Source organism: Kribbella sancticallisti (genome assembly GCF_039530625.1).
In the GTDB taxonomy this organism is placed as follows: domain Bacteria; phylum Actinomycetota; class Actinomycetes; order Propionibacteriales; family Kribbellaceae; genus Kribbella; species Kribbella sancticallisti.
On sequence record NZ_BAAAOS010000063.1, the window covers coordinates 117,192 to 141,867 of the forward strand.

At 68.3% G+C, this 24,676-nt stretch carries 19 protein-coding genes and 1 tRNA gene; 1 reads left to right on the plus strand and 19 read right to left on the minus strand.

Annotated elements, in window-relative coordinates:
* Positions 1-21: 21 nt before the first annotated feature.
* The 7 genes from ABD255_RS39140 to ABD255_RS39175 form a co-directional block, all read right to left on the minus strand.
* Positions 22-738 (minus strand): ABC transporter ATP-binding protein, encoded by a 717-nt coding sequence (locus tag ABD255_RS39140; RefSeq protein WP_344221875.1) that lies wholly within the window; start codon positions 736-738, stop codon positions 22-24.
* The gene (locus ABD255_RS39145; RefSeq protein ID WP_344221876.1) at positions 735-1,733 is read right to left on the minus strand and encodes an ABC transporter ATP-binding protein; all 999 of its coding nucleotides are present in this window, start codon (positions 1,731-1,733) and stop codon (positions 735-737) included. Before ABD255_RS39145 ends, ABD255_RS39140 begins: the two co-directional genes overlap by 4 nt.
* Complete coding sequence (locus tag ABD255_RS39150) at positions 1,730-3,415, minus strand: branched-chain amino acid ABC transporter permease (RefSeq protein ID WP_344221877.1); 1,686 nt, start codon at positions 3,413-3,415, stop codon at positions 1,730-1,732. Before ABD255_RS39150 ends, ABD255_RS39145 begins: the two co-directional genes overlap by 4 nt.
* Positions 3,412-4,728, minus strand: a complete 1,317-nt coding sequence (locus ABD255_RS39155; RefSeq protein ID WP_425554641.1) for a branched-chain amino acid ABC transporter permease — start codon at positions 4,726-4,728, stop codon at positions 3,412-3,414. The genes ABD255_RS39150 and ABD255_RS39155 overlap by 4 nt, the downstream gene beginning before the upstream one ends.
* Positions 4,729-4,811: 83 nt before the next feature.
* Positions 4,812-6,053 (minus strand): branched-chain amino acid ABC transporter substrate-binding protein, encoded by a 1,242-nt coding sequence (locus ABD255_RS39165; protein WP_344221878.1) that lies wholly within the window; start codon positions 6,051-6,053, stop codon positions 4,812-4,814.
* 192 nt (positions 6,054-6,245) lie between these two features.
* Complete coding sequence (locus ABD255_RS39170; RefSeq protein ID WP_344221879.1) at positions 6,246-6,827, minus strand: ANTAR domain-containing response regulator; 582 nt, start codon at positions 6,825-6,827, stop codon at positions 6,246-6,248.
* A gap of 43 nt (positions 6,828-6,870) precedes the next feature.
* Entirely contained in the window at positions 6,871-7,581 is a 711-nt protein-coding gene (locus ABD255_RS39175; RefSeq protein ID WP_344221880.1) for a transcriptional regulator, read from the minus strand.
* 251 nt (positions 7,582-7,832) lie between these two features.
* Here ABD255_RS39175 and ABD255_RS39180 point away from each other — a divergent pair.
* Positions 7,833-7,906: transfer RNA gene (locus ABD255_RS39180), tRNA-Leu, on the plus strand.
* Between the two features lie 368 nt (positions 7,907-8,274).
* Here the strand turns inward: ABD255_RS39180 and pyk are convergent.
* From pyk to trpC, 12 genes are all read right to left on the minus strand, one after another.
* The gene (pyk, locus tag ABD255_RS39185) at positions 8,275-9,717 is read right to left on the minus strand and encodes a pyruvate kinase (RefSeq protein ID WP_344221881.1); all 1,443 of its coding nucleotides are present in this window, start codon (positions 9,715-9,717) and stop codon (positions 8,275-8,277) included.
* A 76-nt stretch (positions 9,718-9,793) separates the two neighbouring features.
* The gene (locus tag ABD255_RS39190) at positions 9,794-11,344 is read right to left on the minus strand and encodes a metallophosphoesterase family protein (protein ID WP_344221883.1); all 1,551 of its coding nucleotides are present in this window, start codon (positions 11,342-11,344) and stop codon (positions 9,794-9,796) included.
* A 280-nt stretch (positions 11,345-11,624) separates the two neighbouring features.
* The gene (locus ABD255_RS39195; RefSeq protein ID WP_344221884.1) at positions 11,625-13,091 is read right to left on the minus strand and encodes a glutamate synthase subunit beta; all 1,467 of its coding nucleotides are present in this window, start codon (positions 13,089-13,091) and stop codon (positions 11,625-11,627) included.
* Positions 13,091-17,614, minus strand: coding sequence for a glutamate synthase large subunit (gltB, locus tag ABD255_RS39200; RefSeq protein ID WP_344221885.1), 4,524 nt, complete (start codon positions 17,612-17,614; stop codon positions 13,091-13,093). The genes ABD255_RS39195 and gltB overlap by 1 nt, the downstream gene beginning before the upstream one ends.
* A gap of 217 nt (positions 17,615-17,831) precedes the next feature.
* Positions 17,832-18,641 (minus strand): VIT1/CCC1 transporter family protein, encoded by an 810-nt coding sequence (locus ABD255_RS39205; protein ID WP_344221886.1) that lies wholly within the window; start codon positions 18,639-18,641, stop codon positions 17,832-17,834.
* The gene (gene lgt / locus ABD255_RS39210) at positions 18,634-19,704 is read right to left on the minus strand and encodes a prolipoprotein diacylglyceryl transferase (RefSeq protein ID WP_344221887.1); all 1,071 of its coding nucleotides are present in this window, start codon (positions 19,702-19,704) and stop codon (positions 18,634-18,636) included. Before lgt ends, ABD255_RS39205 begins: the two co-directional genes overlap by 8 nt.
* Before the next feature lie 81 nt (positions 19,705-19,785).
* Positions 19,786-20,592, minus strand: a complete 807-nt coding sequence (locus ABD255_RS39215; protein ID WP_344221889.1) for a DsbA family protein — start codon at positions 20,590-20,592, stop codon at positions 19,786-19,788.
* Positions 20,589-21,074, minus strand: a complete 486-nt coding sequence (locus tag ABD255_RS39220) for a DoxX family protein (protein ID WP_344221890.1) — start codon at positions 21,072-21,074, stop codon at positions 20,589-20,591. The genes ABD255_RS39215 and ABD255_RS39220 overlap by 4 nt, the downstream gene beginning before the upstream one ends.
* Positions 21,071-21,733, minus strand: coding sequence for an SCO family protein (locus ABD255_RS39225; RefSeq protein ID WP_344221891.1), 663 nt, complete (start codon positions 21,731-21,733; stop codon positions 21,071-21,073). The genes ABD255_RS39220 and ABD255_RS39225 overlap by 4 nt, the downstream gene beginning before the upstream one ends.
* A gap of 7 nt (positions 21,734-21,740) precedes the next feature.
* A complete protein-coding gene (gene trpA, locus ABD255_RS39230) occupies positions 21,741-22,568 on the minus strand; it encodes a tryptophan synthase subunit alpha (RefSeq protein ID WP_344221892.1) in 828 nt (275 codons plus the stop codon).
* Positions 22,565-23,773: a tryptophan synthase subunit beta gene (gene trpB, locus ABD255_RS39235; protein ID WP_344221893.1), complete on the minus strand. Its 1,209-nt coding sequence runs from the start codon at positions 23,771-23,773 to the stop codon at positions 22,565-22,567. The genes trpA and trpB overlap by 4 nt, the downstream gene beginning before the upstream one ends.
* An 81-nt stretch (positions 23,774-23,854) precedes the next feature.
* Positions 23,855-24,661 carry an indole-3-glycerol phosphate synthase TrpC gene (gene trpC, locus ABD255_RS39240; protein WP_344221894.1) on the minus strand — a complete coding sequence of 269 codons (807 nt, stop codon included), beginning with the start codon at positions 24,659-24,661 and terminating at the stop codon, positions 23,855-23,857.
* Between the last annotated feature and the right edge of the window lie 15 nt (positions 24,662-24,676).

Here is a 24,676-nt window from a genome sequence, read left to right on the forward strand (position 1 = left end):
TTCTCGAGGTACTGCGGTTGTTCAGTCCTCGCCGAGGTAGGCCTTGCGGACCTCGTCGTTGGTGAGCAGGTCGCGACCGGTGCCGGACAGCACGATCTTGCCGACCTCCAGCACGTAGCCGAAGTCCGCCCGCTTCAGGGCGGCCTGGGCGTTCTGCTCGACCAGCAGGATCGTGGTGCCCTGCTTCTGCAACTCGGTGACCGTCGACATGATCCGCTTCATCATGATCGGCGACAGCCCCATCGACGGCTCGTCCAGCATCAGCAGCTTGGGCTTGCTCATCATCGCCCGGCCCATCGCCAGCATCTGCTGCTCACCGCCGGAGAAGGTGCCGGACGGCTGTCGACGCCGCTCCCCCAGGATCGGGAACAGGTCGTACGCCGCCTGCAGGTCCTTGCGGATCGCCGCGTGGTCGTTGCGGGCGAACGCGCCGAGCAGCAGGTTCTCCTCCACCGACAGCCGGGGGAAGATCCGCCGGCCCTCCGGGGAGTGCGCCAGACCCATCGAGACGATGTCGTGCGCCGGGGTCCGGTCGATCCGCTGACCCTGGAACAGGATCTGGCCGTGGGTCGGCCGGAGCAGCCCCGAGATGGTCCGCAGCGTGGTCGTCTTGCCGGCACCGTTGGTGCCGATCAGCGAGACGACCTGGCCCTGCTCGACCGAGAAGCTGATCTTCTTGACGGCCACGATCTTGCCGTAGGCAACCTCCAGGTCCTTGACCTCGAGCATCGCGGTCATGACTTGTCCTCCTGCTCGGCGACCGTGGTGTCCTGGACGTGGGCATCGCCCGGGGCGACCTCGTCGTCGTCCTCGCCGGTACCGATGTAGGCCTCGATCACCCGCGGGTCCGACTGCACCTCAGCCGGAGTGCCCTCGATCAGGGCCTCCCCGCGGACCAGGCAGAGCACCCGGTCGCACAGGTTGAAGATGAAGCGCATGTCGTGCTCGATCACGACCACGGACAGGCCCGAGTCCCGGATCTTGAAGATCAGGTCACTGGCCTGCTTGGTCTCCTGCGGGTTCATGCCGGCCGTCGGCTCGTCCAGCAGGATGAGCTTCGGGTCGGTGGCCAGTGCCCGGGCGATCTCCAGCCGCCGCTGGTCGCCGTACGGCATGTTCCGGGCCAGGTGCTCGGTCGACTTGCCGAGCCCGACGAACTCCAGCAACTCCTGGGCCCGGGCCCGGGTGGCTTCCTCCTCGCGGCGGAACTTGGGCCCCCGCAGTACGGAGGTGAGGGCGCCCGAGGAGGTCCGGCAGTACCGGCCCACCATCACGTTCTCCAGCGCCGTCATGTTCGCGAACAACCGGATGTTCTGGAACGTCCGGGCCATCCCGGCCCGGACCACGGCCCGCGGCTTGGGCGGCAGCGGCCGCAGTACTCCGGTCGGCTGCTTGAGCTCGACCGTGCCCGCCGCCGCGTCGGCCGCGTCCTTGGCGGCCTTCTCCTTGGCAGCCTTCTTCGCCTGCCGCGATCCCTCCGCCGGCGCCTTCGGGGCGCTGGCGAACCGGACCTGACCGCTGGTCGGCTTGTAGAGCCCGGTCAGGCAGTTGAAGAAGGTCGTCTTGCCGGCCCCGTTCGGGCCGATCAGGCCGACGATCTCGCCCTCGCGGACGGTCAGGTTCACCTCGTTGACCGCCAGCAGACCACCGAACCGCATGGTCACGCCGGAGGCCTCCAGGACCGGATCGCCGGCCGTCGCAGCCGGGCGGCGTACTTCGTCCGTGACGGTCATTTCGCCTCCTCGACCAGTTCGCTCTCGATGGCCACCGCGAGCTCCTCGTCCTCTTCGTGGAACTCCAACTGCCGGCGCCTGCTGGCCACCAGGCCCTCGGGCCGGAACCGCATCATCAGCACCAGCAGCAGACCGAACAGCAGCAGCCGGTACTCCGAGAAGAACCGCAGCTTCTCCGGCAGCAGCTTCAGGATCGTTGCACCGAGCAACACACCGGCGATGGTTCCCATTCCGCCCAGCACGATCGCCGCGAGCAGGAACGCCGACTCCAGGAAGATGTACTGGTCGGGGCTGACGGCAACGTCCTGGTGGGCCTTGATGGTGCCGGCCAGACCGGCCAGGAACGCACCGATCGCGAACGCCAGCAGCTTCAGGCCGAAGACGTTCACGCCCATCGCCTCGGCGGCCTTCTCGTCCTCGCGGATGGCGACCCAGCCGCGGCCGATCCGGCTGTCGTTCAGCCGGGCGAAGACCAGGATGACGAAGCCGATCAGGATCAGCAGCAGGAAGTAGTAGTTCGAGAACCGCCCGAGCTCCAGCCCGGCGACAGTGTGCTCGTCACCGAAGTTGAAGTTGCCGATCTGCAGTTCCGGGATGCCGGGGATGCCGTTCGGGCCGTTGGTCAGCAGCGGACCGTTGATGCCGTCCAGGTTGAACATCGCCAGCCGGAAGATCTCACCGAAGCCCAGTGTCACGATGGCCAGGTAGTCACCCGAGACCCGCAGTGTCGGCGAACCGATGATGAGGCCCAGCGTCGCCGCCACGCAGGCGCCGATCAGCACGACCACCGGGAACGGCGGGTGCCAGTCGATCGTCGCGAACGCCGACTCCGACAACATCGCGGCGACGTACGCACCGGAGCCGAGGAAGGCGATGTAGCCGAGGTCGAGCAGGCCGGCCAGGCCGACCACGATGTTCAGACCCATCGCGGTGGCCGCGAAGATCAGCACCTGGGTGGCGATCGACATGTTCGCGTCCGACCCGCCCTGGGTGAACGGGAAGAAGAACGCCACCACGAAGGCGGCCAGCGTGAGCACCTTCTTGTGCCGCTGCGCGACGTGGCCGAACCAGCTCATCGTGCCGGTCCGGAACAAGGCCGCGATCACGCCGGCGATGAAGACCAGGCACAGCACGAACGACCAGGCGTCGGTCAGGCCCAGCGCGTACGCCGCGCCGAAAAGGACCGCCGCCATCATCAGCGCGATAGCGAGGATCTCGAACCAGCCGGGCAGCCTCGCCCTGCTGAGGTCGTGCAACTGCCGCAGCGGCAGCAGCCGGGAGCTGACCAGGATCAGCAGCGCACCCACGAGGCTGACGTAGCCACCCGGGTTGACGTTGATCAGGCCGTCGGACTCGACGCTGATCGCGATCAGCACCAGCACCATGTAGACGGTCAGCATGATGCCGAGCGCCCGCAGGCCGAGGGTGGCGTCCAGCCACTGGCCGAGCCGGCTCTGCAGCGGGCCCTTCTCGGCCAGCAGCAGGATCAGGGCGAGCACCGCGAGGATGATCGCGAGGATCTGCAGCGAGCCGGGATAGAGGTTGATCGACAGGTCGCCGAGGATCGAAGCGTCGAAGCTCCAGGACAGGAACGATCCGATGATGACCAGCGCGACCCCGGCCAGGCCGAGCGGCCAACCGGCGGTGTTCGTGCTCGTCCGCGTTGTCGGCTGTTCGCTCATGCGCGGTCCACCACCCTTGCTCCGAGAAGACCTTGCGGCCGGAAGACCAGCACCAGGATCAGGATGGCGAAGGCCCAGACGTCCTTCCAGGAACTACCACCGAACTGACCCGGGATGTACTGCGTGGCCAGCGCCTCCACGATGCCGAGCACCAGGCCACCGACGATGGCGCCCTGGATGTTGCCGATACCGCCCAGCACCGCGGCGGTGAACGCCTTCAGACCGGCCAGGAATCCCATCCGGAACTCGATGTTGTTGTTCTGCAGGCCCTGCGAGATACCGGCCACCGCGGCGAGTGCCGCGCCGAGCGCGAACGCGACCACGATGATGCGGTCGACGTTGATGCCCATCAGCCGGGCGGTGTCAGGATCCTGCGACACCGCCTGCATGCCGCGGCCGAGCCTGGTCCGGTTGATGAAGTACCACAGCAGGGCCGCACACACCACCAGCGCGACGACCGTGAAGATCGCCGAGCGCTGGATAGTGACGCCGCCGGCCTGGAGCGCCTGGCCGCTGACCACGTCGAGCTGCGGGAACGGGATCCGCTGCTTCGCGCTCGGCCACTCGATCGTGGCGAGCAGTTCCTTGTAGACCAGCCACGAGATCTCCAGCAGCACCGTCGCGACCGCGGTGATCGCGGCCAGCGCCTTGACCAACTCCTGGGCGCGGCCGGCGCCGCCGGTGAACCGAGCCACCAGGAAGCCGATCGCGGTACCGAGCACGATGCCACCGACCACGACGCCCGCGGAGACCACGACCGACACGTCACGTGCGGCCAGCCGGGCGATGACCCAGACCAGCAGCGCGACAGCGCCGGCGGTGATCAGGGGCGCCCGGTCACGCCACTTGGTGATCGGGTGGTTGAGCGGCACTGTCGTCAGACCGGCGCCGACCAGGTAGGCCACGCCGAGCGCGAGTGCGGCCATCACCGGCACGGTCCAGCCCGGACGTTCGTAGAAGATCCGGATGAACTCCTGCAGGAAGACCGAGATACCGATCGCGGTGATCAGCGGTGCGAGGCGTGGCGCGTTCCGCAGGGGACGGTACGCGACACGTTCCATCAGCACCGCGGTTCCCACCGAGGCGATCATCGCGCCGACGATCATCAGCGGCAGGATCCACACGCCGGTCTGACCGTCGAAGAACAACAGATACGTCGTCAGTGCGCCGAACGCACCGATCATGAAGACCTCGCCGTGGGCGAAGTTGATGAGCTGCACGATGCCGTAGACGACGGTGTACCCGACCGCGATCAGTGCGTACAGCGATCCGAGAGTCAGCCCGTTCACGAGCTGTTGAATGAACTGGTCCACGTCGACCTCCCAACTATGTCAGTTTTCGACATGCCACGGGGGTGGGACGGCGTGACGTCCCACCCCCGGGGTCATGAGGTCGACTACTTGGTCTCGAAGTCCTTGGTCTCCACGGTCGACCACTTGGTGCCGTCGACCTTGTAGACGGTCAGGACCTTGGAGGTCGTGTCACCGTACTGGTCGAAGGCGACCTTGCCGGTGACGCCGTCGAAGCTGACCTTGCCGAGCGCGTCGACGGTGGCCTGACGCGCGGACTCGACGTCCTTGGCGTCCTTCAGCGACTCCTTCAGGGCGTTGATGATCGCGTTCGCCGCGTCGTAGGAGTAACCGCCGTACGCCGCGTAGGGCTCCTTGAAGCCGCCCGCGTTGTAGTCCTCGACGAACTTCTTGGCCGAGGCCAGCGTGTCCACCGGCGCACCGACGGAGGTGGCGAGGTCACCAGCGGCGGTCTTGCCACCGAGCTGGATGTACTTCGGGTCGTAGATGCCGTCGCCGCCCATCAGCGGGACGTTCAGGCCGGCGGCCTTCATCTGCTGCGAGAGCGGCCCGGCCTGCGGGTACTCACCGCCGTAGTACACAGCCTGCGGAGCCGACGGCTTGACCGCCGAGACGACCGCCTGGTAGTTCGAGTCGTCCGGGTTGATGGTCTCGGCCGCGACGACCGTACCGCCCAGCTTCTTGAACTCCTCGGTGAAGGTGCCGACCAGGCCCTGGCCGTACGCCTTCTTGTCGTGGATCGTGGCGACCTTGGTGATCTTGGCCGTCTCGTACAGGTAACGCGCCGCGAACGGGCCCTGGACCGCGTCCGTGGTGCAGGTGCGGAAGTACGTCGGGTACGGCCGCTTCGGGTTCTTCTGCCAGTCGGCGCCCTGGGTCAGACCGGGGCCGGTGTTGGCCGGCGACACCTGGACGATGTTCTTCGGCGCGAGCACCGGCTGAACCTGCTGGCTCACGCTGGTGTTCAGGGTGCCGACGACACCGATCACGTCGGCGTCGGAGGCGAGCGCGGTGGCCGCGTTCTTGCCGACGTCCGGCTTGGCCTCGTCGTCCTGCGCAGAGACCTCGAGCTTCCAGCCCGGGATGGCGTTGGAGTCGTTGGCCTGCTTCACGGCCAGCTCGACCGAGTGCTGGATACCCAGACCCAACGCTGACAAGTCCCCTGACAGAGGAGCGATGACGCCGATCTTGGCGGTCTTCGTCGCTTCGCCGGAGTTGCCCCCACCCTCGTCGTTGCTGCGTGAACCGCAGGCAGTCAGGGCCAACGACGCAACGATCAGCGACGCGCCGACCCGTACTACGGAACGCTGGTGCACTGTTCCTCCCATGTCTGGATAGTCCGAGCAAACCCCCGGACTCCCGCGAATGCCGCGAGCACCCGCAGGTTAGACCTCTTGGAGCTCTCCAAGCGAACGTGACCCAGCGTGTGTTGTGAGGTCGTTACCCCCGTAAGCACCATGGGACTGGGTGACAACTGTTTAAGCCTGGTTCAGGCTCAGAAGGGCCGAGCAGAGAGTGACTCAGCCGTCACTACCCGCCTCGTCAACAACCAACTCGGCCACCTGACGCATGGAAACTCTTTTATCCATGGCGGTTTTCTGGATCCACCGGAACGAGTCCGGTTCGGACAAACCGAACTTGGTCTGCAGCACCGACTTGGCCCGATCCACCAGCTTGCGGGTCTCCAGCCGCTCGGCGAGATCGGCCACCTCGCGCTCCAGTTCGGCCAGTTCGACGTACCGGGAGGCGGCGATCTCGATCGCCGGCAGCAGGTCGGCCTTGGAGAACGGTTTCACCAGGTAAGCCATGGCGCCGGCGTCGCGGGCCCGCTCGACCAGTTCCCGCTGCGAGAACGCGGTCAGCATCAGCACCGGCGCGATCCGCTCCCCGGCGATCTTCTCCGCCGCACTGAGCCCGTCGAGCTTCGGCATCTTGACGTCGAGAATCACCAGATCCGGCCGATGCAACGTCGCCAGCCGAATGGCTTCCTCCCCGTCCCCCGCCTGCCCGACGACGTCGTACCCCTCCTCCGCCAACATCTCCGCCAGATCCATCCGGATCAAAGCCTCGTCCTCAGCAATCACCACCCGCTTAGCATTCACCCGCTCACCATATCGATCCCACTCCTCCCCCGACCCATCCCACTCAGCCCTTGGGCCCCACAAACCGGTCCAACGCCTCAACCCCGCCCTTCCGGCTGACGGCAACCATGTTCCACCGCGGCCGCCGCCAGGGGATGGCCAGCAGATCGAGAGTCTCCGTCAGGATCCGGATGATGTCCTCGGATTCGTTGGCGAAGACATACCGCAGGTACTCGTAGCGCTTGACCTCCCCGCTCGCGAGTTCCCGGGAAGTCCAGTTCTTGACGCGGCAGCCATCCGAGTGGAACAGGCCGCGCAGCAGCTGTTCGGGGTGCTTGGCAACGATCTCCCGCTGCCAAGGTTCCAATTCGATCTTGCGTAGATGCTTGCGCCCCACCCCGTGCTGAGGAAACAGGCAGGGCCAGTGCTTCCATCTCACCTCTACCCGAGTTGCTGGGCCACTGCGAAAGCAGGGGCTGCCCGTCGGCTTGACCAACTTCATCGTGGCCGCGATCTGCTGGTTGAGATCCGGATACTTCGGATCGTTGGAGATAGAGAGCACATAAACGCCGCGCCTGCCGAGGGCTATGTGCCCATCTCCCAGGTACCAGCCCAAGAGATGGGCGTAGGCCGACCCATCGAGGACCGCAGCGTCGCAGCGCGGGCAGGGTGTCGGTGGGTACCCGCTGCCGAGGCGAGGAAGGCCCTGCCGCTGATAGAGCCGCCGCCACTTGCGGATCGTCTTGATGGCGACTTCATGGATCTGTGCATTCACCCGATCGCTGACTCCTTCGTCAGACATCCGGAGCGCCGACGCGACGGTCTCCTGCGATCGGAAGCGAGGCATGGCGCCACTCTGGCAGCCACCACCGACATCTTCCGGCCTCCGCAGGATCTGCCAGAACCTCAAGAAAACAAGAGGATGCTCACAGTCGGTATCGGTATCCTAGGAACAGTCCGCCAGTGCGAAACGCCAGCCCGTGGCGCACATCTGGCCAACCAATGGGCTAGGATCTTCGACGGAACGCCCTGGTAGCCCAATCGGCAGAGGCCGTGCTCTCAAACAGCATCCAGTGTGGGTTCGAGTCCCACCCAGGGCACATTCTCATATCAATAAGCCTCGAGCCCGTGGGATCGAGGCTCATCTCTCTCGCGGATATTCGTCCGTCGTCGCTGACCAGTGAGTCCCGCCACTCTCCGTGACTGGCCGCCCATGGGTCCTTACGCGCGACCGTTTGTTATGTACGTCAGCGATGGAGGCTGACTGCCGACCTCAGCCGTAGTCATCTCTAATGCTCTTCTCTCGGTTCTGTTCTGTTCTGTGTTTCGAGGTGCTGCCAGGGACCGAGCGTGGTTGAGGCGGGCGATCATCTGATCGCCCGCCTCAACCACAGCTAATCACTCTTGGCTCTTTGTTCTTGAATAATCTTGTCTTTGCCTTGGAGCCCGGCAGCTGCCTGCGCTCGGTTCAGTCGCGGTACGCCGGGGCGGCGCCGCCGATGGCGTCGCCCATGCGGTGGACTCGGAGGGCGTTGGTGGAGCCGGGGATGCTGGGTGGGGAGCCGGCGACGATGACTACCAGGTCGCCCTTCTGGAGCTTGCCGAGTTCCAGCAGGCGCTGGTCGACCTGGCGGACCATGTCGTCGGTGTGCTGGACCGTGGGAACGATGTGGGTCTCGATGCCCCAGACGACGGACAGCCAGGAGCTGACCGACGGGACGGGGGTGAACGCGAGTACCGGAATCTCCGTGCGATAGCGGGCCAGGCGCAGCGCGGTGTCGCCGCTCTGGGTGAAGGCGACGAGGTACTTCGCCTCCATCCGGTCGGCCACGTCCGCGGCCGCCTTGGCGATCACGCCGCCCTTGGTGCGCGGCTCCCACTCGATCTCCTTGACCCGGCTGAGCCCGTGCTGCTCGGTGGACGCGACGATCCGCGCCATCGTCTTCACGGTCTCGATCGGGAACCGGCCGACACTGGTCTCGCCGGACAGCATCACCGCGTCGGCGCCGTCGAGGACCGCGTTGGCGACGTCGGAGGCCTCGGCCCGGGTCGGCCGCGGCGCGGAGATCATCGACTCCAGCATCTGGGTGGCGACGATCACCGGCTTGGCGTTCAGCCGGGCCTGGTCGATGATCAGCTTCTGCACCAGCGGGACCTCCTCCAGCGGGAGCTCCACGCCGAGGTCACCGCGGGCGACCATGAAGCCGTCGAAGGCCTCGATGATCTCGTCCAGGTTGGCGACCGCCTGCGGCTTCTCGATCTTGGCGATCACCGGCACCCGGTGACCTTCCTCTTCCATGATCTTGTGCACGAGCTGGATGTCGGAGGCGTCCCGGACGAACGACAGCGCGATCATGTCGGCCGGCAGGTGCAGGGCCCAGCGCAGGTCCTCGACGTCCTTCTCCGACAGCGCCGGCACGCTCACCGCGACACCCGGCAGGTTGATGCCCTTGTGGTTCGACACCGGCCCGCCGACGGTGACCCGGCAGATCACGTCGGTCTCGGTCACCTCCTCGGCGACCAGTCCGATCCGGCCGTCGTCGATCAGCAACTGATCGCCCGCCTTCACGTCGCCGGGCAGCCCGTCGTACGTCGTACCGCAGATGGTGACGTCCCCGGCGACCTCCCGGGTGGTGATGGTGAAGCGCTCGCCGTAGGTCAAGGTGACCTTGCCTTCGGCGAACTCGGCCAGCCGGATCTTCGGGCCCTGCAGGTCGACGAGGATGCCGACGTTTTGGCCGGTCTCCTCCGCTGCAGCGCGAATCCGGTGGTAGATGCGCTCATGCTCGGCGTGGGCGCCGTGGCTGAGGTTCAGCCGAGCGACGTCCATGCCTGCTTGGACGAGTTCCAGGATGCGCTCAGGGGCGGCCGTAGCCGGGCCGAGCGTACAAACGATCTTTGCGCGACGCACGTCACAAAACCCTACTCCTACAAGACCACCGGCCGGGTGGTCTGCCCCCCGTTACTGGACGGTCACCAGTCCTGCGTCAGGACGACAGCGGCTTGTACTCGCCTACCGTGACCTCGCCGCTGAGCTCCGCCGTGACGGTCTGCAGACCGATCGGCCGGCCCTTGATGTAGCTGATCAAAGTGACCTCGCCGGGCCGCCGCAGGGTGTACCCCAGCGCGAACGCGTACGCCGCTCCGCCGGTGGTCCCGTTCGTGAAGGTGGTCACCGGCCGGCCCTCCACCACCTTCGTCTCCGGGCCGACCTGCCGGTGCAGATGCCCCGACAGCAGCAACGTCGCACATCCTCGGGCCGCGGTGTCCTGGAACGACCCCGGATCGTGTACTACGAACGTCGACACCCGCTTGTCCTCGGGCTGTTCGCAGGCCACGTCCGCCAGCCGCTTGGACTGCTCCGCGATCGTCTCGTCGCCCGCGGTGTCGGCGCTGCCCAGCCCGGTCCGGGTGGGATCGCTGTCGCCGAGGAAGCGGATCCCCTCCACCTCGACGGGCTTGCTGTCGAGCACGGTGAACTTGTTCTTCCGCATGGCTTCTTCGATGAAGGGTCCGGAGTCGTGGTTGCCCGCGACCGAGACGACCTTCAGGTCCCGGAAGTGCTGGGCCAGCGAGTTGATGCTGAACACCTCCCACGACTGCCCCGACGAGGAGTCGTCGCCGGCGTCGATCAGCACCTTGGCCCCGGCCACCTTGGCGACCTCGGCGGCGAACGGGTCCATCCCGATGTTGTCGTGCCGGTCCGACACCATCAGCGCGACGGTCTCCCCCTCGCCGGCCTGGCGGATCCGCCCGCCGACCCGGTTGACCCGGTCCTTGAGCTGGCCGTAGAAGTCGGTGGACCGCTCGTAGGTCTCCACCGCGGTCTTGATCACGCCGATCCCGCCGGTGGTGGAGAAGCCGGCCGCGACCTCGACGGTCTTCAGCCGCTCGTCGAAGGTCAGTTCGGGCAGCAGTTTCGACAGCGGCTGCCACTCGGTCGGCGGCACCTCGGGGGCGCGCATCCGGCCCGGCCCGAAGATGGACGCGATCGTGATCAGCATCGCGACCAGGACGACGATCGCGCGGTGCTGGACGCGTCGTTCGGACTTGTGCAGCGCGGCGAACAGTTCACGGCGCCGGCGCGGCCCGAGCATCGCCCAGAGGGTGGCGACGACCACCGCCGCCAGCAGGCCCGAGCCGGCTCCGGCGACGGCGTTGTCGACCGCCATCTCGCGGACGACCTCGCGGATCCGGGCGATCTCACCGTCCGGCTGGCTGGCGATCAGGGCGTCGCGGTTGAGCAGTTCGGTGAGGTTGTCGGCGTCGGTCTCCTGGATGTCGATGTCGACTCCGAGCCCGGCCGGGAGATCCGTCTGCAGCCGCAGCCGCGGCAGGACGGCACCGAGATCCAGGGTGGCGTGGCCGTCGAAGGTCGGTGAGACGGTCGCGGCGTGTGCGCCGATCGTGACGCGCTCGGAGTCGTTGCTGAAGCCGAGCAGCCCGATCGCCAGCGAGACGACGAACCAGAGCAGAACCAGCCCGGCCCACGGCGCCGCTTTGCGGAGCCGGGACCTGCTCACGATCCGAACAGACACGAGTTCCAACCTAGAGGCCGGGATCAAGGGGCCGCATCATGGCGCGCGGTGGATCTCGTACTGCGGAAGGTCGCTGCCGCGATGTCGGCGGTTGGGTGCGGGTCGCTTCCAGTCAGCACTTCTCGCCCTCCTGCGGCTTGCATACAGGGTGCAGGAGGGGCGAGAAGTGCTGACTGAAAGCAGGTGGGTCTGGGGTACCGCGATCCTACGACCGACCCTGGGCACGCGGTGCTCCCCGACGGCCGTTCAGCCCGCCGAGCGGCGGGCTGAACGGTCGGCATCAGACCACCAGTGGTCGGGCCGTGGGTGGGATGGGCGTCGGGAGGGTTGATGAGCCCGTGAGGTGGGTGTCCACGCCGGCGGCGCAGGAGCGGCCCTCGGCGATGGCCCAGACGATCAGGGACTGGCCGCGGCCGGCGTCGCCGCAGGCGAAGACGCCTTCGACCGAGGTCTGGTAGCTCTTGTCCCGCTTCACGTTGCCGCGCTCGTCGAGCTCGACACCCAGCTGGTCCAGGAAGCCCTCTCGCTCCGGGCCGAGGAAGCCCATCGCCAGCAGCACCAGCTGCGCGGGGATGGTCCGCTCCGAGCCGGGCACCGGCGTGAACCTGCCGTCGACCAGCTCGACCTCGATCAGGTCCAGACCGGAGACGTTGCCGTCGGCATCCGCGACGAAGTTGTTGGTCGAGACGGCGTAGACCCGCTCGCCGCCCTCCTCGTGCGCCGAGGCGACCCGGTAGATCATCGGGTACGTCGGCCACGGCTGACCGGCCGGCCGCTCGTCCGACGGGCGCGGCATGATCTCCAGCTGGGTGACGCTGCGCGCGCCCTGCCGGTGTGCCGTCCCGAGGCAGTCGGCCCCCGTGTCGCCACCGCCGATGATCACCACGTCTTTGTCAGTGGCAACGATCTGGTTCTCGACCGTCTCCCCCAGCGCGACCCGGTTGGCCTGCGGCAGGTACTCCATCGCCTGGTGGATGCCGCCGAACTCGCGGCCCGGCACCGGCAGGTCCCGGGCCGCGGTGGCCCCGGTCGCGATCACGACGGCGTCGTAGCGCTGCTTGAGCTGGGTGCCGGTGACGTCCACGCCGACGTTGACGCCGGAGCGGAAGACCGTGCCCTCTTCCTTCATCTGCTGGACCCGGCGCTCGACCTGCGACTTCTCCATCTTGAACTCGGGGATGCCGAACCGCAGCAGTCCACCCGGCGCCGAGGCGCGCTCGTAGACGGCGACGGTGTGACCGGCCCGGGTCAGCTGCTGGGCGACGGCCAGCCCGGCCGGGCCGGAGCCGACGACCGCGATCGTCTTGCCGGTCAGCCATTCCGGCGGCTGGGGCCGGACGTCGCCGGACTCCCACGCCTTGTCGATGATGGCGACCTCGACGTTCTTGATCGTGACCGGCTCCTGGTTGATCCCCAGCACGCAGGCCGGTTCACACGGAGCCGGGCACAGCCGCCCGGTGAACTCCGGGAAGTTGTTCGTCGCGTGCAGCCGCTCGATCGCCCCGGTCCAGTCGTCCCGCCAGACCAGGTCGTTCCATTCCGGGATCAGGTTGCCCAGCGGGCAGCCGGAGTGGCAGAACGGGATACCGCAGTCCATGCAGCGGCCGGCCTGCTTGGTGATGATCGGCAGCAGTGCCTTGCCTGCCCCACCGGGGTAGACCTCTTTCCAGTCCTGCTTGCGTTCCGCGACCGGGCGGCGCTCCGCGACCTGGCGCGGGGTGGTCAGGAATCCCTTCGGGTCAGCCATCAGATGGCCTCCATCATCGCTCGCGTGGTGGCGTCCTCGTCCAGCCCGTCCCGCTCGGCAGCCGCCTTGGCTGCGAGCACCCGGGCGTAGTCGCGGGGCATCACTGTTGTAAACCGGGAACCTGCAGCGGCCCAATCCGCGAGTAGCTTGGCCGCCCGTTCCGAACCGGTCTCCTCGTGGTGCCTGCGGACCAGGTCCTGCAACAGGTCGGACTCGGCGTCGGTGAGCGGGAGCAGATCGACCAACTCCGGGTTCACCAGCGCGGGGTCCAGGTCGAGCACGTGGGCCACGCCGCCCGACATGCCCGCTGCGAAGTTCCGGCCGACCGCGCCGATCACCACGACGCGACCACCCGTCATGTACTCGCAGGCGTGGTCGCCGACCGACTCGACCACGGCGGTGGCGCCGGAGTTGCGGACGCAGAACCGTTGCCCCGCGCCACCATTGATGAACAGCTCGCCCGACGTCGCGCCGTACGCGATGACGTTGCCGGCGATGATCTGGTCGGCCGCGTCGAATCGCGCGTTGCGGTCGGGGCGGATCACCACGCGACCACCGGACAGGCCCTTGCCGACGTAGTCGTTGGCGTCGCCCTCCAGCCGGAGCGTGACCCCGCGCGGTACGAAGGCGGCGAACGAGTTGCCGGCTGACCCGGTGAAGGTCAGGTCGATCGTCTCGTCCGGCAGCCCCGCGGCCCGGTACTTCTTGGTGATCTCGTGGCCGAGCATGGTGCCGACGGTCCGGTTCACGTTCCGGATCGGCAGCTGGGCCCGGACCGGCTCACCGTTCTCGATGGCAGGCGCGCAGATCCGGATCAGCTCGTTGTCCAGCGCCTTGTCGAGGCCGTGGTCCTGCAGCACGGTCTGGTGCCGCGAAGCACCTTCCGGCAGCGAGGGCACGTGCAGGATCGGCGTCAGGTCGAGGCCGTCGGCCTTCCAGTGGTCCACCGCCCGCTGGATGTCGAGTACGTCGGCGTGGCCGATCGCCTCGTCCAGGGACCGGAAGCCCAGCGAGGCCAGGTACTCCCGGACCTCCTCGGCGATGAACTCGAAGAAGTTCACCACGAACTCGGGCTTCCCGGCGTACCGCTCGCGCAGTACCGGGTTCTGGGTGGCGACGCCGACCGGGCAGGTGTCCAGGTGGCAGACCCGCATCATGATGCAGCCCGAGACCACCAGCGGCGCGGTGGCGAAGCCGTACTCCTCCGCGCCCAGCAGCGCCGCGATGACGACGTCCCGGCCGGTCTTGAGCTGACCGTCAGCTTGGACCACGATCCGGTCGCGCAGTCCGTTCAGCAGCAGGGTCTGCTGGGTCTCGGCCAGACCGAGCTCCCACGGACCACCCGCGTGCTTCAGCGAGGTCAGCGGCGCCGCACCGGTACCGCCGTCGTGACCGGAGATCAGGACGACGTCCGCGTGCGCCTTGCTGACGCCGGCGGCGATCGTCCCGACGCCGACCTCGGAGACCAGCTTCACGTGGATCCGGGCGGACGGGTTCGCGTTCTTCAGGTCGTGGATCAGCTGGGCCAGATCCTCGATCGAGTAGATGTCGTGGTGCGGCGGCGGCGAGATCAGGCCGACGCCGGGCGTCGAGTGCCGGGTCTTGGCCACCCACGGGTAGACCTTCTGGCCGGGCAGTTGACCACCCTCGCCGGGCTTCGCGCCCTGCGCCATCTTGATCTGGATGTCGTCGGAGTTCGTCAGGTACTCCGAGGTGACGCCGAAGCGGCCGGACGCCACCTGCTTGATCGAACTGCGCCGCGCCGGGTCGTGCAGCCGCTCGGAGTCCTCGCCGCCCTCACCGGTGTTCGACTTGCCGCCGAGCCGGTTCATCGCGATCGCCAGCGTGGTGTGCGCCTCGGCGCTGATCGAGCCGTAGCTCATCGCGCCGGTGGAGAACCGCTTGACGATCTCCGAGACCGGCTCGACCTCGTCGACCGGGATCGGGTCGCGCCCGGACTTGAAGCCGAACAGGCCGCGCAGCGTCATCAGCCGCTCGGACTGCTCGTCCACCCGGGACGTGTACTGCTTGAAGATGTCGTAGCGTCCGGTCCGGGTCGAGTGCTGCAGCCGGAACACGGTCTCCGGGTCGAACAGGTGCGGCTCACCCTCCCGCCGCCACTGGTACTCCCCGCCGATCTCCAGCTTGCGGTGCGCGGTGACGATCCCGTCGGCCGGGTACGCCCGCAGGTGCCGCCGGCGGACCTCCTCGGCGATGACGTCCAGGCCGATACCGCCGAGCTTGGACGACGTACCGGTGAAGTAGGTGTCGACCAGGTCCGGCGCCAGCCCGTTGGCCTCGAAGATCTGCGCACCCGTGTACGACGCGACGGTGGACACGCCCATCTTCGACATCACCTTGAGCACGCCCTTGCCCAGCGACTTCACCAGGTTCCGGACGGCCTGCTCGGGCTCGATCCCGGGCAGGTAGGTGCCGCCCCGGCACAGGTCCTCGACGGACTCCAGGGCGAGGTACGGGTTGATCGCGGCCGCGCCGTACCCCATCAGCAGGGCGACGTGGTGGACCTCGCGGACGTCACCGGCCTCGACCACCAGGCCGACCTGGGTGCGGGTCTTCTCCCTCACCAGGTGGTGATGAACCGCGGCGGTCAGCAGCAGCGACGGGATCGGCGCGTTCTCGGCGTTCGAGTGCCGGTCGGACAGCACCAGGATCCGGGCGCCCTCCGCGATCGCGGCGTCGGCCTCGGCGCAGATCTCCTCGAGCCGCGCCTTCAGCCCCGCGCCGCCGCTCTCGACCTCGTAGACGCCGCGCAGCACGGTGGTCGCCAGGCCGGGCAGGTCGCCGTCCAGGTTGATGTGGCGCAGCTTGGCCAGCTCGTCGTTGGTGATCACCGGGAACGGCAGCACCACCTGACGGCACGACGCCGGGCTCGGGTTGAGCAGGTTCGCCTCCGGCCCGAGCGACGACGACAGCGAGGTGACGAGCTCCTCGCGGATCGCGTCCAGCGGCGGGTTGGTCACCTGCGCGAACAACTGGGCGAAGTAGTCGAACAGCAGCCGCGGCCGGTCGCTCAGTACGGCGATCGGCGTGTCCGTGCCCATCGAGCCGATCGGCTCCGCGCCGGCCTTCGCCATCGGGGTGAGCAGGACCCGCAGCTCCTCCTCGGTGTACCCGAACACCTGCTGGCGGCGGGTGACCGAGGCGTGGCTGTGGACGACGTGCTCGCGCTCGTGCAGGTCCTCGAACCGGATCAGGCCCGCGTGCAGCCACTCGTCGTACGGGAGCTCGTTGGCCAGCGCCGACTTCACCTCGTCGTCGGTGATGATCCGGTGGCCCTCGACGTCGACCAGGAAGATCTTGCCCGGCTCGAGCCGGCCCTTCTGGACCACGGAGGCCGGGTCCATGTCGAGCACGCCGGCCTCGGACGCCAGGACGACCAGGCCGTCCTCGGTGACCCAGTACCGCGACGGGCGCAGACCGTTGCGGTCGAGCACCGCGCCGACCTTGGTGCCGTCGGAGAAGACCACCGACGCCGGTCCGTCCCAGGGCTCCATCAGGGTGGAGTGGAACTCGTAGAACGCGCGCCGCTTCGGGTCCATCGTGGTGGCGTTCTCCCACGCCTCCGGGATCATCATCAGCATCGCGTGCGGCAGCGAGCGGCCGCCCAGGTGCAGCAGTTCCAGCACCTCGTCGAAGGACGCGGAGTCGGACGCGGCCGGAGTACAGATCGGGAAGACCTGCTCCAGGTCGCCGGGGATCAGGTCACTGGACAGCAGCGCCTCCCGGGCGCGCATCCAGTTCCGGTTGCCCTGCACGGTGTTGATCTCGCCGTTGTGGGCGATGTACCGGTACGGGTGGGCCAGCGGCCAGGACGGGAACGTGTTGGTGGAGAAGCGCGAGTGCACGACGCCGATCGCCGAGGCGAGGTCGGGGTCGGTCAGCTCGGGGAAGAACTTGTCCAGCTGGTCCGTCGTCAGCATCCCCTTGTAGGTGATGGTGCGGCCGGACAGGGACGGGAAGTAGGTCGCGGTCTCCCGCTCGGCCCGCTTGCGCAGCCGGAACGCCATCCGCTCCAGCGCCAGACCCAGCACCCGGCCGGCCTTCGCGGTCACGAACAGCTGGCGGAACACCGGCATCACCGAGCGCGCCGTGGCGCCGAGCAGATCGGGGTCGATCGGCACGTCGCGCCAGCCGAGAACGGTCAGGTTCTCCTCGGCGGCGAGTTCCTCGATCCGCGCGACCGCCTTGGCGGCGTCGTCGGCCTCCTGCGGCAGGAAGGCGATGCCCGTCGCGTAGCTCCGCGGTACGGGTAGCTCGAAGTCGCACACCTTGCGGTAGAAGGCGTCCGGGACCTGCAGCAGGATGCCGGCACCATCGCCGGAGTCCGGCTCGGCGCCGGAGGCACCGCGGTGTTCCAGATTGCGCAGGGCGGTCAAAGCCTTGGCCACGATGTCGTGGCTCGGTTCACCGGTGAGGGTAGCGACGAAGGCGACACCACACGCGTCGTGCTCGTGGCGTCCGTCGTACAGACCCTCGCTGGGAAAGGGGGGGCGACCATACATTCAGGGGCTCCCGTCGTCCTACGGTCAACAACTGGCCGCGGGACAACATTGGCCCAAGCCGGGAGTCCCGAGACTACCTCATGACGCCCGACAGGTGGACAGACATTCCACCGTCACAACGCCTTTCAGTTCCACCGTAACGCCACGTAAGCAAGCGCTCACTCCTTCGTCTACCCATGCTGACATCCACGGGGTGAATCCGGGTACTGATCAGCCGCTAACCGAGGCCTGGGCCGACGAGGGTGCCGACGAAGTACGTGAGGGCGGCGGCGGTGGCGCCGAGGATCAGTTGGCGGAGGCCGGAGTACCACCAGGAGCGGCTGGTGACGCGGCTGACGACGGCGCCGCAGACGAAGAGGGCGGTCAGGGACATGACCAGGGCGGGGAGCACGGACGAGGCGCCCAGGAGGTACGGGAGGAGGGGGACGAAGGCGCCGACGGCGAAGCAGATGAACGACGAGGCGGCGGCTACGACCGGGGAGGGGAGGTCGTTCAGGTCTACGCCTAGTTCTTCGCGGACGTGTTCTTCCAGTGCCTGGTCGGGGTTGGCGTGGAGCTGCTTGGCGACCTGTTCGGCCAGGTCGGGGTCGAGGCCCTTGGCCTGGTAGGTCTCGGAGAGCTCGCGTTCCTCGTCCGTCGGGTGGCGCTGGATCTCGCGGCGCTCCACCTCGATCTCGGCCCGCGCCAGCTCACGCTGCGAGGCGACGGACGTGTACTCCCCCGCCGCCATCGAGAACGCGCCTGCTGCCAACCCGGCCAGCCCCGCCAGCACGATGAACTTCGACCCGGACTCGGTACCGCCGTCCATCCCGGCGATCAACGCGAAGTTGGACACCAGCCCATCCATCGCCCCGAACACCGCCGGCCGCAACCACCCACCGGTCACGTCCCGGTGGGTGTGATCCCCGGCATGCTCAGAAACATCCGGTACTGCGGCCGGCGCCGCGTCGGCGGGGGCCGGAACGTCAACTGCCGACGGCGAAGGAACTCCTTCGTCGCCGGCAGCCGGTCGGTCAGCGTCAGTCACGGGGCCTGTCGGCGGAATCGACCTTCACGTCCGCCTCGGTGTCACCGTCAGCGGCGGCCGGAGCGTCGCCGGCGGCGTCCCGCGGCCGGTCAACGCCGGGAGCCTCCTCCGAAGAACTCTCAGCCGCGGACGCCGGCGCGGCGCCGGTGTCTGTCTTGGCCTCATCGGCAGGCAGGTCGCCGTCCGTTGCGGCGTCGTCCGACGGCTTGTCGGAAGGCGCCGGGGTGGTGATGTCTTCCTGGCCGGGGCGGAGGCGGGTGGCGATGACGAAGTACGCGACGGCCAGGACGAACAGGATGATCGACGTCCACACGTTCAGCCGGAGGCCGGCGAACTCGTTGACGGTGTCGATGCGCAGGTTCTCGATCCAGGCGCGGCCGGCGCAGTAGCCGGCGACGTACAGGGCGAAGGCGCGGCCGTGGCCGAGCTTGTAGCGGCGGTCGACCAGGATGACCAGGGCGATCACGCCGAGGCTCCACAGCGCTTCGTACAGGAAGGTCGGGTGGAAGGTGCCGAAGTCCTGGAAGCCGTCGGGGCGGTGGGCGGGGTCGATCTCCAGGCCCCACCACGCGTCGGTCGGCTTGCCGAACAGTTCCTGGTTGAAGTAGTTCCCGAACCGCCCGATCACCTGCGCCAGCGCGATCCCCGGCGCCATCGCGTCGGCGACGGCCAGGAACGGCACCTTGTGCCGGCGGCAGGCGATCCACGCGCCGAGCGCGCCGAACGCGACCGCACCCCAGATCCCCAGCCCGCCGTGCCAGATCTTCAGCGCGTCGACCGGGTTCTTGCCCTCGCCGAAGTACAGCTCGGCGTCGGTGATCACGTGGTAGATCCGGGCCCCGACCAGGCCGAACGGCACCGCCCACATGATCACGTCGGCCAGCACTTCGGCCGAGCCGCCGCGGGCGACCCAGCGTTTCCGGCCGAGCCAGTAACCGGCGAAGATACCGAGCAGGATGCAGATGGCGTAGGCACGCAGCGGCAACGGGCCGAGGTGCCAGACGCCCTGGCTGGGACTGGGGATGGACGCCGGAATGATCACGGCGGTCAGCAGACTAGACATGGCAACCAGGACGGTACTCGACCGGCCCCAATCGCGACCACTGACACATGGTCACGATTGGGAACGCAGCGCGAGAACACCTCAGCTGGTGGCCCCGACGGCGGCCTGGATGCCTTCCACCGTCAGCTGGTCACCGGTGAGCATCTTGTCGTTGACGAAGACGGTGGGAGTGCCTTCCACCTTGCGCTCGGTGGCGGCCTGGCCGACCGATTGCAGCCAGCCCTGGTACGTGTTGTCCCGCACCGCGGTCTGGAACTTCGCGTCGTCGATGCCGAGTTCCTTGCCCAGTTGGAGCAACTGGTCGGTGGTCCAGGCCTTGGAGAAGTCGGCGTACATCTCGTCGGCGAACGTCAGCGCCTTCCCGTTCGCGGCAGCGGCGGCGAACGCGTTGGCCAGCCGCGGCGAGGCGTCCGGGTTCACGAACGTCATCGGCCAGTAGGTCAGAGTGGCGGTGCCGTCCTCGACCAGCTTGTCCACCGTCGGGCCGGTCGCCTCCTCGAACTCCGCGCAGTGCGGGCAGCGGAAGTCCAGGTAGATGTCGATGTGCGCCTTCGCGCCCACCTTGCCCACCGTGACGCCCTTGCCGGCGGTGCCGGGGCCGGTGATCACCGTGGGCTCGGTCCGGCCGTTCGAGGAGACCTCGACGCTGGAGTTCTTGCGCCAGTAGTCGACGCCGACGGCGGCGATGATCGCCAGCACCACGACGGCCACGATGACGACGCCGGGCGTGATCCGCCGGCGCTTCTCCTGCAGCAGCGGGTTCACCGGCCGCTTGGCCCCGGAGTTGCCCGCGGACTTGACCCCGGGCTTGGCCGCGGATTTGGCGCCGGACTTGGCCCCGGGCTTGCCTGACGACTGGGCTGCGGACTTGGGCTTGGACTTGCTCACGACGCGGTTACTCCTGTTGAGGTGTGCGATTCCGATTCGAGCGCGAACCTGCTGACCGGATTGACAAACAGCCACCCCGCCAGCAGCACCAGCCCGACGTCGCGCAGGATCTCCTGCAGATACTTCGTCTGGCCGGGAGCGACCTGACCGCCGCCGCCGAAGCAGCCACAGTCGATCGCCAGACCACGAGCCCAGGCGGAGGACACCGCGGCGATGAACATCACCATGAAAACACCGGCGGCCATCGCGGCCGCGCGGGTGCCGTAACCGACGATCAACAGCAATCCGATCGCGATCTCCAGGAACGGCAGCAGCAGCCCCACGATGCTGTCGAACCCGGACGGCAACAACTCGTACGCCCGGACCGCCTGCGTGGCGGCCTCGGGATCGGTCACCTTCAGCGCGCCGGCGACCAGCATCACCCCGCCGAGTACCAGCCGGGCGACCAGCGAGACCCAGGGAAACCAGGGTTGCTTCCTCACTGGTTGTCCTCCACCAGCTTGCCGAAGTCGTGGGCCATGTCACCGATCGCCGCGTTCGACAGCCAGAGCACGTTGGCCTTGTCGGTGGCGCCGAATCCGAGCACCTGCGCGCCGTGGCCGACCTCGTAGCCACCGGACGGAAGCTTCTTCATCCCCTCGACCGGTACGCCGACGGTCTTGGCGATGCCCTTGATCGAGTCCAGCGAGCCGGTCAGCCCGACGAACGACGGATCGAAGCGGTCCAGGTACTTCCGGATCACCGGCCCCGTGTCCCGTGCCGGGTCCGTGGTGATGAACAGCATCTGCACCTGGTCCCGGACCGGCTGGTCGAGCTTGGTCAGCGCGGACGCCACGTCGGCCATCACCGTCGAGCACACGTCCGGGCAGTTGGTGTAGCCGAAGAACACCAGCGTGACCGGCTTCTTCGTCGACGTGACCAGGTTGAACTCGTTGCCCGCGGTGTCGGTCAGCGATTTCGCCGGCAGCGCGTACGGCCGGTCCAGCGTCGCCCCCCGCAGCCCGCTCGGATCGCCCGCCGGGGTGCGGATGATGGCCCCGCCGGGGTTGTCCGCTGTCTGCTTCTCTCCGCCGCTGCAGCCCGCGAGGGCAAGCAGAGCCACCGCGGCGAGGAGAACGGCCGCGTTCCTGGTTCGACTCACGGCGGTACTAACGAGTGACGGCGGTGCGGGGTTCCCGCCGGACACCTTCGGCGAGACTTTCGGTCAGCTTCCGTACGCCGTCCACTCCGCCTCCCGCCTCGAGCACCTTCACGAACGCCGACCCGACGATCACGGCATCCGCGTACGCCGCGACGCCCGCCGCCTGGTCCGCGTTGGAGACGCCGAGTCCGACCCCGACCGGGATGCCGGTCGTGGCCTTCGTCCGGGCGACCAGCGGCGCGGCGAGGTCGGAGGCCTGGTCCCGGGCTCCGGTGACACCCATCACAGCGGTGGCATAGACGAATCCCCGGCAGGCAGCGGTGGTCAGGCTGATCCGCGCGTCCGTGGACGACGGCGAGACCAGGAACACCTTGTCCAGTTCGTTCTTGTCCGCGGCGGCGATCCACTCGGCGGCTTCCTCGGGGATCAGGTCGGGCGTGATCAGCCCCGCTCCCCCGGCGGCCGCGAGTTCGGCGGCGAACCGGTCCACGCCGTACCGCTCGACCGGGTTCCAGTACGTCATCACCAGGACCGGCACCGCGGAGTACGAGGCGACCTTCTCCACGGTGGCGAGCACGTCGCGGGTGCGGAGTCCGCCGGCCAGGGCGATCTCGGCGGCGCGCTGGATCGTCACCCCGTCCATCACCGGATCGCTGTACGGCAGGCCGATCTCGATCACGTCGGCACCGCCGTCGACGAGCGCCTTGATCGCGTCGACACCGCCGTCGACGGTCGGGTAGCCGGCCGGCAGGTAGCCCACCAGCGCGGCCCGGCCCTCGTCGTTCGCCTTCCGGACCGCGGTCCCGGCATTGCCCAGAGCAACCAGATCGTTCATGCCCGCACGTCTCCGTCGATCAGGCCGAACCAGGTCCCGGCCGTGTCCATGTCCTTGTCGCCGCGACCGGACAGGCAGACCAGGATAGTTGCCTCAGGCCCCAGTTCCTTCGCGATCTCCAGCGTGCCGGCGATCGCGTGCGCCGACTCGATCGCCGGGATGATGCCCTCGGTCCTGGCCAGCAACCGGAACGACTCCATCGCCGCCGAGTCCGTCACCGGCCGGTACGACGCCCGCCCGGTCTGCGCGAGCCAGGCGTGCTCCGGGCCGACGCCCGGGTAGTCCAGGCCGGCCGAGATGGAGTGCGACTCGATCGTCTGCCCGTCGTCGTCCTGCAGCAGGTAGGACCGGGCGCCGTGCAGCACGCCGATCTGGCCCGCGGTGATGGTCGCGGCGTGCCGGCCGGTCTCGTACCCGTCGCCGCCCGCCTCGATCCCGAACAGCTTGACGTCGGCGTCCGGGACGAACGCGGCGAACAGGCCGATCGCGTTCGAGCCGCCACCGACACAGGCGACCGCGGCGTCGGGGAGCCGGCCGAGTAGGTCCAGCGATTGCGCCCGCGCCTCGTCGCCGATGCCCCGGACGAAGTCCCGCACCATCGCCGGGAACGGGTGGCCGCCGGCCGCCGTACCGAGCAGGTAGTGGGTGTTGTCGACGCTGGCGACCCAGTCCCGCAGGGCCTCGTTGATCGCGTCCTTCAGCGTCCGGCTACCGGTCTTCACCGGGATGACCTCGGCGCCGAGCAGCTTCATCCGGGCCACGTTCAGCGCCTGCCGCTCGGTGTCGACCTCGCCCATGTAGACGACGCACTCGAGGTCCAGGTAGGCGCACGCGGTCGCGGTGGCGACGCCGTGCTGGCCGGCGCCGGTCTCGGCGATGACCCGGGTCTTGCCCATCCGCTTGGTCAGCAGCGCCTGGCCGAGCACGTTGCGGATCTTGTGCGCGCCGGTGTGGTTCAGGTCCTCGCGCTTCAGCAGGATCCTGGCTCCGGCGACCTCGGAGAGCCTGGTCGCGTCGTAGAGCAGGCTCGGCGTACCGGCGTACTCGCGCAGCATCCGCTCGAACTCGTCGGTGAAGGCCTTGTCGGCCATCGCCTCCTGCCACGCCGCGGTGAGCTCGTCGAGCGGCGCGATCAGCGCCTCCGGCATGAACCTGCCGCCGAAGCGGCCGAAGTGCCCGAGCTGGTCAGGCAGCACAGCAGTCATTCTCAGCCTTCCAAACCCCTGGTCAACCAGGGGTTACACGTCTCGGTGAGTGCCCCCGGACGGACCGGGGGTGCTCACGTCTCAGTGACGCTGCTGGATGGCGGGATGCGATCCCGCAGCGACGAGATCGGCGACCGAGGCCCGCGGATCGCGGCCGGTCACCAGGGTTTCACCGACGAGGACGACATCGGCCCCGGCGCGCGCGAATTCGATTACATCATGCGGACCCCGAACGCCCGACTCCGCCACCCGGACCAGGTTGGTCGGGATCGACGGCGCGACCCGGGCGAAGGTGTTGCGGTCCACCTCGAGCGTCTTCAGGTTGCGGTTGTTCACGCCGATGAGCTGGGCGCCGGCGTCCACCGCACGCCGGGTCTCCTCCTCGTCGTGCACCTCGACCAGCGGGCACAGGCCGATCGAGTGCGACCGCTCGATCAGCGAGACCAGGGCCTCCTGCTCGAGCGCGGCCACCATCAGCAGCACCATGTCGGCGCCGGCCGCCCGGGCCTCCCACAGCTGATACGAGGAGAGGATGAAGTCCTTGCGCAGCACCGGGACGTCGACCCGGCCGCGAACGGCCCGCAGGTCCTCCAGGCTGCCGCCGAACCGGCGCTGCTCGGTCAGCACGCTGATCGCGGCCGCGCCGCCCTCGGCGTACTCCGTCGCGAGCGCGGCGGGGTCGGCGATGTCGGCCAGCGCGCCCTTGGACGGGCTGGACCGCTTCACCTCGGCGATGATCGCGATCCCGTCGCCGCGGAACACCGGCATCGGGTCCTTGGCGTCGGGCTTGCGCTGGGCCTCCTGCTTCAAGTCGTCCAGGCTGACCCGCGCCTGGCGCTCCGCGAGGTCCTCCCGAACCCCGGCGAGGATGTCGTCAAGCACAGTCATGATCGTGGTCCGTCC